This is a genomic window from Veillonella rogosae JCM 15642, from assembly GCF_002959775.1.
Lineage (GTDB): Bacteria > Bacillota > Negativicutes > Veillonellales > Veillonellaceae > Veillonella > Veillonella rogosae.
Genome location: NZ_PPCX01000002.1, coordinates 295,691 through 307,738 on the forward strand (window position 1 = coordinate 295,691; position 12,048 = coordinate 307,738).

At 35.5% G+C, this 12,048-nt stretch carries 15 protein-coding genes; all 15 read right to left on the bottom strand.

Going from position 1 to position 12,048, the window contains the following annotated elements:
* Positions 1 to 569: 569 nt before the first annotated feature.
* The 15 genes from VRHSUH09_RS01690 to mnmL all read right to left on the bottom strand — a co-directional run bounded on the left by VRHSUH09_RS01690 (position 570) and on the right by mnmL (position 12,030).
* Positions 570 to 1,019 carry a hypothetical protein gene (locus tag VRHSUH09_RS01690; protein ID WP_054747625.1) on the bottom strand — a complete coding sequence of 150 codons (450 nt, stop codon included), beginning with the start codon at positions 1,017 to 1,019 and terminating at the stop codon, positions 570 to 572.
* A 78-nt stretch (positions 1,020 to 1,097) separates the two neighbouring features.
* Complete coding sequence (locus tag VRHSUH09_RS01695; RefSeq protein ID WP_245875973.1) at positions 1,098 to 1,463, bottom strand: hypothetical protein; 366 nt, start codon at positions 1,461 to 1,463, stop codon at positions 1,098 to 1,100.
* 65 nt (positions 1,464 to 1,528) lie between these two features.
* Positions 1,529 to 1,912: a hypothetical protein gene (locus tag VRHSUH09_RS01700; RefSeq protein ID WP_054747620.1), complete on the bottom strand. Its 384-nt coding sequence runs from the start codon at positions 1,910 to 1,912 to the stop codon at positions 1,529 to 1,531.
* Positions 1,913 to 2,021: 109 nt separating this feature from the next.
* Positions 2,022 to 2,474 carry a hypothetical protein gene (locus tag VRHSUH09_RS01705; protein ID WP_105081195.1) on the bottom strand — a complete coding sequence of 151 codons (453 nt, stop codon included), beginning with the start codon at positions 2,472 to 2,474 and terminating at the stop codon, positions 2,022 to 2,024.
* 199 nt (positions 2,475 to 2,673) lie between these two features.
* A complete protein-coding gene (locus VRHSUH09_RS10530) occupies positions 2,674 to 2,979 on the bottom strand; it encodes a hypothetical protein (protein WP_245875974.1) in 306 nt (101 codons plus the stop codon).
* A gap of 379 nt (positions 2,980 to 3,358) precedes the next feature.
* Positions 3,359 to 3,718, bottom strand: coding sequence for a hypothetical protein (locus VRHSUH09_RS01720; RefSeq protein WP_054747616.1), 360 nt, complete (start codon positions 3,716 to 3,718; stop codon positions 3,359 to 3,361).
* 130 nt (positions 3,719 to 3,848) lie between these two features.
* A complete protein-coding gene (locus VRHSUH09_RS01725) occupies positions 3,849 to 5,168 on the bottom strand; it encodes an amidohydrolase (protein WP_105081196.1) in 1,320 nt (439 codons plus the stop codon).
* A 6-nt stretch (positions 5,169 to 5,174) separates the two neighbouring features.
* On the bottom strand, positions 5,175 to 5,636 hold the full coding sequence (locus VRHSUH09_RS01730; RefSeq protein WP_009351388.1) for a hypothetical protein: 462 nt from the start codon (positions 5,634 to 5,636) through the stop codon (positions 5,175 to 5,177).
* On the bottom strand, positions 5,629 to 6,432 hold the full coding sequence (locus VRHSUH09_RS01735; protein WP_009351322.1) for a DUF3100 domain-containing protein: 804 nt from the start codon (positions 6,430 to 6,432) through the stop codon (positions 5,629 to 5,631). The genes VRHSUH09_RS01730 and VRHSUH09_RS01735 overlap by 8 nt, the downstream gene beginning before the upstream one ends.
* 163 nt (positions 6,433 to 6,595) lie before the next feature.
* A complete protein-coding gene (gene recO, locus VRHSUH09_RS01740) occupies positions 6,596 to 7,300 on the bottom strand; it encodes a DNA repair protein RecO (RefSeq protein ID WP_105081197.1) in 705 nt (234 codons plus the stop codon).
* Entirely contained in the window at positions 7,287 to 8,618 is a 1,332-nt protein-coding gene (locus VRHSUH09_RS01745; protein ID WP_054747614.1) for a hemolysin family protein, read from the bottom strand. The genes recO and VRHSUH09_RS01745 overlap by 14 nt, the downstream gene beginning before the upstream one ends.
* A 53-nt stretch (positions 8,619 to 8,671) precedes the next feature.
* On the bottom strand, positions 8,672 to 9,571 hold the full coding sequence (era, locus tag VRHSUH09_RS01750; RefSeq protein WP_105081198.1) for a GTPase Era: 900 nt from the start codon (positions 9,569 to 9,571) through the stop codon (positions 8,672 to 8,674).
* Positions 9,564 to 10,040 carry an rRNA maturation RNase YbeY gene (gene ybeY / locus VRHSUH09_RS01755; protein ID WP_054747611.1) on the bottom strand — a complete coding sequence of 159 codons (477 nt, stop codon included), beginning with the start codon at positions 10,038 to 10,040 and terminating at the stop codon, positions 9,564 to 9,566. The genes era and ybeY overlap by 8 nt, the downstream gene beginning before the upstream one ends.
* Positions 10,041 to 10,042: 2 nt before the next feature.
* Positions 10,043 to 11,056 (bottom strand): PhoH family protein, encoded by a 1,014-nt coding sequence (locus VRHSUH09_RS01760; RefSeq protein ID WP_054747608.1) that lies wholly within the window; start codon positions 11,054 to 11,056, stop codon positions 10,043 to 10,045.
* 8 nt (positions 11,057 to 11,064) lie between these two features.
* Positions 11,065 to 12,030 carry a tRNA modification radical SAM protein MnmL/YtqA gene (mnmL, locus tag VRHSUH09_RS01765; protein WP_105081199.1) on the bottom strand — a complete coding sequence of 322 codons (966 nt, stop codon included), beginning with the start codon at positions 12,028 to 12,030 and terminating at the stop codon, positions 11,065 to 11,067.
* Positions 12,031 to 12,048 lie beyond the last annotated feature (18 nt).

Here is a 12,048-nt window from a genome sequence, read left to right on the forward strand (position 1 = left end):
ATAATACTAAAAGAAACAACTATAATAATAGACAAAGAATTATTTATATCAAAATATATTTTAGATATCCCTTTCAATGTTCCTTTTTTTTAACGATAATAAAATATATATTCACCAACCAAAATAAGAAGTAATGTGCATAATATATTGATTTTTTCAATACCATTAATATGCTCATACATAGAATAAAGATTTAATCCACCCCATATATTACTAAATAAAAAAACAATGATAAATTTTTTGAGATTATTACGTTGATTTTTAATTAACATATAGTTAGATAGTAGTAAACCAATTAATAAAAGTTCCATGTCTTTTATTTCTTCCATTCAATTTTAATTTCTTAATTAGTAATATTAATAATTGGTGAAATTGTCTGATTAACTATCAAACCATCAGGAATAGCAAACAAAACTCTTTAAGCCATGCTTAAATGATGAGGACTTGACATGCAAACTCTCAAATAGAGAGTTATTTTCCAACAACTTAGAGCCAACTTGGCCAAAAGTGACTGCAATTCCACCTTATTCAAGACCTTTATAGTATGTCATATAACTTACAGTTTTCATTTAAAATGATTTATAAAGCCAATCATTTTTATCAAATCTCTTAGGTTGTTTATTTGTTATTTCATCTATAATTAATTGTTCATCTTCTGTAAAATCATCAATAGAGGAATAAATATATAGTCTATCACCATATACTTTTTGGAGGCTATATATACTGCTATCATCAATACTATAAGCACCATCTATATGGGTAAAACCTTTATAATTCGGTAAAATCTTAATACTACCGTTAGGTAGAGTATTAATAATTAAAATTCCATAATCTCCATATGTATAAATATAAGGGTATTCAGCGGCAAAACCTTTAATATCTCGATTTAATCCTATTTTATATTTTTGATCAACAATAGAGTTTATAAACCACTGATATCTAAAAGAATAACTAAAAATACCTAAAATTGATATCGATACTATAAAAGTAAGTACATAAAATAAATATTTTTTACTCATTTTATAATCTTTCTCTAACTGCTCTTCCACTAACCGAAAATGGAATATCATGAAACGTTTAAGACAATGAATGCAAGTCTAAATATATATCCCATAAATATACTCCATAAATATAAATATTAAAGCGAATACTAATACAGCTAAGACAAATAATGTTAAGAAAGTACGAGTCAGAATCCATCTTCTTTTTTCATACTCCGTTAGTGTTCCAGCTTTATTTTTACGCCACAAATTATAAGCACCTAAAATACATATTCCGAATATAAAAATTACATTAAAATCCTCAATAAATTTAGGTAAACCAATATATGATTTTATAAGAATACATATAAAGAAATAGTTTCCAATTAATGCTAAAAGAGTTACTTTCCATGTACCCCAATATTTAAACATAAGATAGTTAAAACTTAGGAGAGAAAATATAGCTGCTATTTGTTTTTCCATTCGTCTGCTTTCTAAGGAGATATTACAACCATAAAATAAAAGTTTAATTTAATAGCATTATTAAATTAATGAAATATAATCCATAAGATAAACATGATTCCAACTATGTATATATAATTTTCATTACGTCCATCTTTATATGTACTAGATTCCTTTTTCTGGATATTTCTAATGAAATCTTTAAAAAAATGAATTACTAGGACTGCACCTAATGGATAAAAATAAGCATATCCAAAATTAAAGAACATATAGAATATTAAAAAAACAATTCCAGTCACTATACTTACTAAATTTGTAAATTTATATAAATGTGGGTATCGCATATTATTTACCCACTCTTGCTGCTTACGAGTTAAATTCTGTTGTAATACATTTTTATAATACGCACGAAGATCCCAAACCAAAATAAATAATACTACTCCAAAAATATAATCAAACTTATTTATCATTTAGCAGACTTATCTCCTGACTAGCTTTAAATAACTCTTATATAAAATAACAGTCATGTTAAATCATATTAAAATATATAATGTTTTATTCAAATAAATGGACAAAACCCTAACTATATAATGACTTTAATGTTTTATAAATAGCTAGGATCATAGAAATGGATAACATCCATATAGGAACATTATTTGAATACATCCAAATAAAAGTAATAATAGAACCTATAACCCAAACTCCCAAAAATAACCAACCATAAATACTCTTTTTCGCTATAGGTATACCAACTAATTTATTGTGAAATCCTAAAATAAATAATATACATACAATTAATCTCGAATTATACTGATTTACCCCTCTTCTATATATCCGTCCAACAATACGACGGCCACGAATTAATGGTGTTAATAGCACTCCACCCATAACTAATATTGGAATAATAAATCTATAGTCTATATTTGGGGCAGTTGCTTCAATAGCATTGACTGTTATTGTAATTGATAAAAGAATTGTACCAATTATTCTAAATCTTATTAAATTTAATAACTTAACTATTCTAATCTTCATATATTATTATCCAATTTCACTTATTTATAAAATTTACGTTTCATAAATCAGTAGGATCTAGTAACCCAAGTATCACGATCATATCTTGGTTTGGAATCCTTCTTTGTTATCTCAGATATAATCTTTCTTTCATCCTCTGAAAATTGATCAATACTCTCTAGAATTATAAGTTCATCACCATATGCTCTTTGCAAAGACTCTAAATTACCATCTCTGGAGATTCAAATGTTTTACTAAAACCTTTATGATTTGGAATGATACGTACTGTACCATAAGGTAATACGTTAACAACAACTATTCCGAAATCACCATTAGAATATATATATGGAAAATCTGTAGCAAAACCAGTCATATTTTTGTTTAGCCCTATTTGTTTTTCTCCATCTACAAGAGATGTTATAAAGATTTTGTATGAATTAATTCTAAGGCCAAGAAAAAGTAAAATAATCAACACTAATCCTAAAAAAGATATAAAGGTTATTTTTAAGATCTTTCTAGAGAGCATAATAACTCCTTAATTCATTAGATGTAAATACGAAAGGTATATTAGTAACTTTATTACTGTAAGGTTTTCATAATTTAAATTAACACTATTTATATGCCTAAAATTGCTTTCAATATGCCAAAGAATATTAACCAACTAACAAATCCAGCACCAAAAAAATCATAGTGGATTTCGGCACCGATCATATAATCATACGCCATTCCATATATAATTGAAGTCAATGAAAATAATGCAAATGCATAGAAAAATAATTTTTTTATAGTAACCATTTTAATTTTACCTAACAAATAAAAAGAACAAATTTAAAAATATTATCTTTACTCCATACAGTTTTATATAGGAATGTAGTAATTTAATATACTATAAACATTTTATCTAATTACTGATTTTTTATTTGCTCTAAAGCTAATAAATCAACATCGTTATAAACTAATGTCAATAAATTATAGTTTTGATCTATTGAAAATGTTCCTTTAAGGCCACCTGCATCAACAAATGAGTAAGTACTATCATCAATTTTATAGAACTTACTTTCTAAGGGTACAAAATATTTGTTTAATGCTAATCCGACCTTCTCTGCCTCTTCTTCAGAACATCCTAAAACATCTTGTACACGTTTAAAGTATGGCTTGTAAACATTTTCTATTCTGTCTTCTATTATTTTATTTGTTTTTTTATATGTCTTAAATCTATAGATTAGATATAAGATAGCTAGTAATAAAGCAAGATTCTCTTTCATAAGCTCCTCTAAAAATATACTAATATTTCAGTATATAAGGAATAGACTTAAATAAATCATTATAGTTATATAAATAAATTGTAAACCACCTACCAAAGATAATCAAATCATCTTTGATAGGTGGTTCATTTTATTCACCCTTAGCAATACGGTCTAAGAGTTCAATATAACTTTGTTTGTTTAATGCTGGTGTAAAGTTGTCTAATACATCTTTAGCACCTACAGCATCATCGTATAATAAGTCTACGATTGTCATAGCCAATGCTTGTGCTGTTTTGATGTATGCTACATCAGGTACAGAGATTTCGTATTCTGCGCTGTGCAGTACACCATTAATACAGCCAACCCAAGGATGGATGACAGGCATCAAGTGAGATACGTCGCCCATATCGGTACTTGCCGTCATGTGCTCTCCTTGAAATACATTTTCTTCACCAAATAATGGATTAGAGTTTTGCCGTAACATTTCGTTCATACGAGCATCGTTTCTCATCGGTAAGTAACCTGGCAAATCATTAATAACGCAAGTGGCTCCTACTGCGTCGCCACCAGCCTTTAACGCGCGGTTTACACGATGGTTGCCATTTACGATGGCCTCAATATTAGAGGCACGAACGTAACTTTCAACTTGAACATAGTCAGGCACACAGTTAACCAATGTACCGCCTTGGTTGATGATCGGATGGAATCTGAAATAGTCGCTTTCTTTGAAAGTTTCACGAATGGAGTTCACCCCCATAACACCCATTAAGGCAGCATTAAGTGCATTAATCCCTTCGTGAGGAGCCGCTGCTGCATGTGCTACTTTACCATGGTATTCGATCAATTTAGCAACAAAACCATTAGATGTACTACCTAGGCCCATTTCCCCTGCCGGAGTTTTAGCCGTTTCTACATGCATTTGCATAGCCATGTCAATATCGTCAAAAGCACCTTCGTAAATAAGTTGTTGTTTACCGCCCATATATTTAATCTTGCCTTGTTCACGCAATTTATTGCGGTAATCAACTTCGATCATTTCTTCGGCTGGAACAGCAAATAAAACTACATCGCCAGCGAGTTCATCCATAACAGATTGCAAGCCCATAGCTACGGCAAACATATTGGTAATTTGAATATTATGACCACAGCAATGTGCTGCACCCGTTAAATCATCAGCACGAGGATGGCGCGGACAAAGAATGGCATCTAGTTCACCGATCATAGCAACTGTATATTTGCTATCACGGCCTTTCATACGACCTTTTACGCCAGTAAGAGCGTGTTCAGTAGTATAGGAAATGCCGAGCTCATCAAACATATCCCGTACTTTCTTAGAGGTCTTTACCTCTTTGTAACCGAGTTCAGGCTCAGCCATAATAGACTCAGCTATTTCACGTAAACGTGGTTGTGCTGCAACGATAGCCTCACAAACCCTTTGTTTTACTTCTTCCTTTGTCATACGGCTAATCAGCTCCTAAATTAAACCTTCTAAGTGAAGTACGAATTGTGCTAATGCTGTTGCACAGATGAAAGTACCTGCTGTTACTGCTAATGCAACTGGAATAATACGCCAAGACAAGCGGCGGAAAGCGCCGAGGTCTTTACCTAAGGATAGACCTGCATAAGCAAGTACAGGTGTTGTAGTAGCAAGGAATGTTACTTGGCTAGTTTTAGCGATAATCCATTCTTGACCAGGCATACCAGGTAAGGATGCAAGAACGCCAACTAGAGATACCCAGAATACCATTGGCAATTTATTCGCATATGGCAAGTAAGAAATCATTGCACCAATAGTAGCAAGACCTGCTAATACGGCAACGCCGATTAAGCTATCCCCAAATAGGTGTTTACCGTCCATTACGTTACCTACTGCAGTAATGATAGCAGCAATACAGATAACGATAACAAATTGTGTAATTTTTTCGCTTTTACTCATGACGTGCTGCCTCCTCTGCTAAATCTTGTTCACGTGTACGACCAGTAAAGAAGTTGTAAGATTTTTCCATTACTGGTAAGGAAATAAATAGACCAAAGTATACGCCTAATACTGTAGTCAACAAGTTTGCTGCCCCAGCGAGTGCCATAATTTGTTGTTCAAACTCAGGGTATACTGCAACGATAGGCGCGGTAGCAGCGGCCATCATACTAGCACTACCTACGCCAGCGCCCATGGCAAGTGCTAAAGGATGGAACCAACCAGATTGAGCTAACATACCTGCTAATACGGAGGACCACATAGCACCGATAAGAACGCCACAGATGTACATGCCCATAACACCACGACCCTCTGGAGAGCTAAAGCCGAATTTGTCGATGATGATCGCTACGTTTGGCTCACGGTCTACAGAGTAACAAGCACCTACTGCTTCACGGCGCATGCCAACTAACAAAGCTACTGGTAAACCGAAGATGATAGTACCGAAGAAGTGACCAAGTTCTTGTAATAATAATGCCCAACCAGCACTTGTTAGAATACCTAGATTTGGACCGATACCAAGACCTACTTTTACCATCAAGATCATAACGGCAATACCGATATAATCAGCGGATTTTTCCATTTGTTCAATTGTAAGAATCTTGAACTTAGGAATAGAAATTAATAAACCTAGAATCAATGTGTACAATAATGGTAATAGTACAACAGGACCTAGTTTCTTGATGCCCACATATTCAGCGGCTACGGTTAATACGAGCGCTAAAAAGTGGATTTTGAGATTACCCAAAAGCTGCATAATGACCTCCCATATAACATATAATATAAATATTATTTCATTATAAATAATATATATTTATATAGTCAACTACGAATGTACATTTGTCTATTACTATTATATTTTTTCATATGTAACCATAGATACAGAAAAAGCACCAAGATTATGCTTGGTGCCTTTATATTTAAATGATAGAGTTCAAAAACTTTACGCTTTGCAATGGTTTACCTATTTCTTGCTCACAATATGCAAATAGTAATTTTTCTAGTTCCTTCCATATTGTTTTAGGAAGTTCTATAAGCGTATCTTCGCCCCACTGATAAGCGAGAATGTGTGGTAGTCCAGCTTTTACAGAAGGAGAAATACTAAGATTTGTCGTTTCTCGTACCTGCAACCAGAATGGATCGATACCATCTTGATGAGTAAAAGCATTAGCACTTGGCACAATACCGGCAAGAGATAATAGTTGCCACCCAAGCATGATCGTTCCCAATTGCACATTGCGGCGGCGAATTTGCTTGGAGTAATTAACAACGGTATCAAAGACCTTACGGTCTACATCATACATAGCAAATAGCTCTTGAATAAGCTCGCTCGCAACGGCAGCATAAGCGATGTTATCTAGATTTACGTCTAACGATTCTACCACATAGGAACCATCGATTTGCGTAACATTTACGTATTCTCCATCAGGTACGACTGTAATATACATAGCGCTAAAAGGACGTAGATATGAACTGTTGCGCATGGTCATCATTCGCTTATGTGGTATTGATGATCTAATAATCCCCAAGCTAGGTGTGATAAACGTAAATACGGAGTATAACTTATACTTTTTTCGACTGATTACGATGGCCGGTGTATTGAAGCCACCATTAAGCTTCTTCATTTTCTTCTTCCGTTGCTTCCTCTACAGGTAAAGGAGTTACTTTGATACGAGAAATACGATAGCCTTGCATTTGAGTCACTTCAAAGGTATAGCCATGAGCATCTACTGTATCACCAACGATTGGTGTACGTTCTAACAAGCCAAAGACGTAGCCCCCGATTGTATCGGAGTCAGAATTATCGATTTCAATATCCATAATCTCTGCTACTTCGTCTACGAGAACCTTACCATCAAACTCAAAGGACCCATCAGCATAGGACATCGTAGCCGGTAAATGCGGCTCATGCTCGTCTTGAATATCACCAACTAATTCTTCAATAATATCTTCGAGACCTACGAGACCAACCATACCACCATATTCATCTACTACTACAGCTTGATAAATACGGCGTGTTCTCATGTACTGTAACAGAGTGGACAACTTCATGACTTCAGGAACAGTCAAAATATCCCGTTTTACATTGCGCAAATCTTTACGTGCTTGGTTAGGACGTTCCATTAAGTCTTTAATGTGAACGAGGCCGATGATGTGATCCTTATCCTCTACGCAGAGTGGATAACGAGTATGGACTTTAGAGCGAATAACCTTCATCGCTTCATCGTAACCATCTTCCACAAATACGCAATCCACGTCTTGGCGAGGTACCATAACCTCTTTCGCCATCCGATCAACAAAGTTAAATACATTATCGATGAGTTCAGACTCTACTTGGTCTAACTGGCCTTCTTCGTGACTTCGAGAAATCATCATTCGAATTTCTTCCTCAGAGTATACAAGGTCTAACTCTGTTAGATATTTTGTTTTGTAAAAGCCTAAAATAACATTGGAGATTTTACTAGCGATCCAAATAAATGGATATACTAATTTACCTGCCGCTACTACGATGCGGCTATAGGTATTTACGTACTTTGTTGGGAACGAAAGGCCCAATGCTTTAGGTACGATTTCACCAAATATTAAAACGATTAAGCTAATTAATAGCAATAATACGATATCTAGTACAAAGTGCATCCACTTACTATGTACATTAAGAACAGCTACTAACTGATCTACAATATTATCGAATACAAATGTACCAGTGCCTGCAAGGGCTAAGATAAAGAATAAAATCAAAAACTGTGTAGTATTTAAGAAATACTCAGGATTTTGATATAGCTTTAATAAAAACTCTCTATCCTTTTCTAAGAGGATATCCATATCCTCTACATGTTCTTTACGAAGGCGGGCAAAGGAGAACTTTGCGACCACAAAAAAGTTAATTAAAACAATACATAAAAGACCAAACCCTATGGGTAACAGGCCATCTACACTATCCATTACTATTCCTTTCATCTAACTATTGAAATACGTTATCTCTATATTATATCAAATTATTTTCGATACCCAAGTTCGGATAACATACCAGATTTATTGCGCCAATCCTTTTTAACTTTAACCCAAAGATCTAAGTATACCTTTGTAGCTAATAACTTTTGAATATCTGCACGCGCCTCGGCACCAAGTTGTTTCAATAGAGTGCCTTTTTTACCGATGATAATACCCTTTTGAGAGTCTCGTTCGCAATAAATGGTAGCGCGAATATAGGTCGTACCATCATCGCGAGTTTTCATTTCATCTACGTCTACCGCGATAGCATGAGGAATTTCATCACGAGTAGCTAATAAGATTTTTTCCCGTACGATATCGGAAATGATAAGGCGTTCTGGTTGGTCTGTAATCATGTCCTCTGGGAAGTATTGAGGACCTTCAGGTAATGTTTCTTCCAGTACCTTGAGAATCTCTGGTAAGTTCTCTTTATCTTTTGCAGAAATTGGTATAACACCAGCAAATGGATAAGCATTTTGATAAGACACGATGGCTTCTAAGAGCTCTTCTTTTTTAAGAGTATCGATCTTGTTAACTACCAAGAATACAGGAACTTTTACGCGTTGTAATTGTTCAATAATAAAGTTATCCCCAGGACCGCGTTTTTCATTGCCTGATACTACAAATAAAACGGCTTCCGTTTCTTTTAAGGACTCGATAGCTGCATCTACCATGAATTCACCTAATTTATGTTTTGGTTTGTGAACGCCTGGTGTATCCATAAATACGATTTGTTTTGCTTCGTCTGTATATACGCAGATGATACGGTTACGAGTTGTTTGAGCCTTATCGGATACGATAGCGATTTTATCACCAATAAGAGCATTAATTAAGGTAGATTTACCAACATTTGGTCGACCTACAACGGCTACAAAGCCAGATTTGAAATGTTCGTTGTTATTCATTATATGGTGCATCCTCCCGCACATAACCAAGATTGCCAAGGATAAACTCTTCCTCTGTACGCATCTCTTTTTTATCTTCGTCGTTCATATGGTCATAGCCTAAAATATGCAAACAACTATGCGTCGTTAAGTACGCTAATTCGCGTTCAAAACTATGTCCATATTCAATAGCCTGCTCACGAGTGCGCTCTAAGGAAATAATCATATCACCTAGTAAATGATGTTCCTCTTCACTGCCTTCGTAATCGTCCCCTTCATTAAGTGCAAAGGACAATACATCTGTAGGTCTATCGATACCGCGATATTCTTTATTAAGCTCGTGAATCTTTGCATTATCACACAGCAAAATACTCATTTCATCTTCTTCAAGACCGTATACGCGACTTACTTCGTCACAAACCTTACGGATAATGGCCTCTATATTAAAATCCTCTTGAATTCCTTCATCATAGCTAATATGTATGTACATACTTACCCTTTCGCTACATTCTCTGCAGATGCATCAGACGTCGTTGTAGTATCACCTGCTAATTTACGCTCATGGTACGCATCGTAAGCTTTTACAATGCGACCTACTAAATCATGACGTACAACGTCTTGATCGCTAAAGTAAACCATATTAATGCCCGATACATGTCGCAATACCTTTTCAGCCTCACCGAGACCTGATACGACACGTGGCGGCAAGTCAATTTGCGTTTTATCGCCGTTTACAACCATTTTAGAGTTGTTTCCTAAACGAGTTAGGAACATTTTCATCTGTTCAGCCGTCGTATTTTGCGCCTCGTCAAGAATAACAAAGGCATTTTCTAAAGTGCGACCACGCATGTACGCTAGTGGTGCTACCTCGATAGTACCGCGCTCCATAAAGCGTTGTACTTGCTCGATGCCAAACATTTCATGTAATGCATCATAAAGAGGTCTTAAATATGGATCTACTTTATCTTGTAATTCGCCAGGTAAGAAACCTAAGCGCTCTCCAGCCTCTACAGCAGGACGAGTTAAAATGATTTTATCTACATTACGGTTCTTCAAGTAGAACGCTGCCAAAGCTACTGCTAAAAAGGTTTTACCTGTACCTGCAGGGCCAATACCAAAGGTAATAGTATTTTTACGAATGCTATCTACATAGTACTTCTGACCTTCCGTTTTAGGCGTAATATTTTTACCCCGCATATTAACGGATAGCGTATCTTCGAACATATTATGTACAGCATCGGCCTTGCCATTAGCCACAAGTTTAGCGGCAATGCGCACTTGAGACTCCGTAATAGTACTGCCTTCACGATAGAGGAATACTAATTCTTCAAGAGTGCGATAGAGGGCATTAACATTCTCCTCATCCCCCTTGATGACTACTGTATCTCCACGAGCTACTACATCAGCAGAGATAACCTCAAGCATCATATGTAAATAACGATTATGTTGACCTAGTATGGATTGTGCTAGGTCATATGTAGGAAATGTAAATACTTGTTCGCTCATACAACCTCCTAGTCTATAAACTTACGAACCGCTTTACCATTGAGGTAATCACAAAGATCCCCTTGATGTGCATCTAGTTCGTCTAACTTATCATCAATTAAATCTTGTACGCGCCACCAGCCCATAGACCAATTTGTAAAGAGTGTATTATCTTCAGGCGCTCGCCCAACAAGACGCTGCAATACAATGTCAGGGTGTAAATGACGGACAAAGTTGACTACGCGGTCAGCATATTCTTCTGCACTGATTAAGGTGAACTGACCTTCTTGGTACCACTTGGCCATCAATGTATTTTTAACGATATATAAGGCATGTAATTTAACTTGATCCACACCGAGGGCTGATAAGATACGGGCCCCTTCGATTGTATCTTTCATAGTATCCCATGGAAGATTTACTATCATATGGGTTGTTACATTAAATCCGTATCTCTTAATCCGCAATACAGCATCAATAAACTGGGCTAAATCATGGCCTCGATTAATTTTCTCTAATGTATCATAATTGACCGTTTGTAGACCTAATTCAATATAGATATCCTTTTGAAAGCGATCTCTTATATCTGCCAATATGTCTAGATATTCATCGGCAATACAATCTGGTCTCGTTGCAATGGCGATACCTACGGCCTCGTCGATGCAACCTTGTTCCATATAGCTTTTAAAATCATCAAGACTCAAGTAGGTATTACTAAAGTTTTGATAATAAGGTATGAATTTTTTTGCTTTGTATTTAGGGCCTATGTGAGCAATGTTTTCCTCGAGTTGCATATGCACTGTCATCCACGCAGGCCGATTTTCATAACCGGCACCAATTTCACCACAGAAGGTACAGCCCCCTACACCGGCTGAACCATCTCGATTAGGACAAGTTAGCGGCAACGCCACAGGTAATTTATAAACCTTTTCCCCATAGGTTTCTTTATAATATTTAGATACCATGCGGTATCGTTTTGGTCTCGTTGTATCGGTCATAACACTCCTATTTAACTA

Coding starts and splice junctions, on each gene's coding strand:
- recO (WP_105081197.1), bottom strand. CDS start 7,300: ATGAAGAAGCTTAATGGTGGCTTCAATACACCGGCCATCGTAATCAGT.
- VRHSUH09_RS01700 (WP_054747620.1), bottom strand. CDS start 1,912: ATGATAAATAAGTTTGATTATATTTTTGGAGTAGTATTATTTATTTTG.
- VRHSUH09_RS01745 (WP_054747614.1), bottom strand. CDS start 8,618: ATGGATAGTGTAGATGGCCTGTTACCCATAGGGTTTGGTCTTTTATGT.
- VRHSUH09_RS01735 (WP_009351322.1), bottom strand. CDS start 6,432: ATGCAGCTTTTGGGTAATCTCAAAATCCACTTTTTAGCGCTCGTATTA.
- VRHSUH09_RS01720 (WP_054747616.1), bottom strand. CDS start 3,718: ATGAAAGAGAATCTTGCTTTATTACTAGCTATCTTATATCTAATCTAT.
- VRHSUH09_RS01760 (WP_054747608.1), bottom strand. CDS start 11,056: ATGAGCGAACAAGTATTTACATTTCCTACATATGACCTAGCACAATCC.
- era (WP_105081198.1), bottom strand. CDS start 9,571: ATGAATAACAACGAACATTTCAAATCTGGCTTTGTAGCCGTTGTAGGT.
- ybeY (WP_054747611.1), bottom strand. CDS start 10,040: ATGTACATACATATTAGCTATGATGAAGGAATTCAAGAGGATTTTAAT.
- VRHSUH09_RS01705 (WP_105081195.1), bottom strand. CDS start 2,474: ATGAAGATTAGAATAGTTAAGTTATTAAATTTAATAAGATTTAGAATA.
- mnmL (WP_105081199.1), bottom strand. CDS start 12,030: ATGACCGATACAACGAGACCAAAACGATACCGCATGGTATCTAAATAT.
- VRHSUH09_RS10530 (WP_245875974.1), bottom strand. CDS start 2,979: ATGCTCTCTAGAAAGATCTTAAAAATAACCTTTATATCTTTTTTAGGA.
- VRHSUH09_RS01690 (WP_054747625.1), bottom strand. CDS start 1,019: ATGAGTAAAAAATATTTATTTTATGTACTTACTTTTATAGTATCGATA.
- VRHSUH09_RS01730 (WP_009351388.1), bottom strand. CDS start 5,636: ATGAGTAAAAGCGAAAAAATTACACAATTTGTTATCGTTATCTGTATT.
- VRHSUH09_RS01695 (WP_245875973.1), bottom strand. CDS start 1,463: ATGGAAAAACAAATAGCAGCTATATTTTCTCTCCTAAGTTTTAACTAT.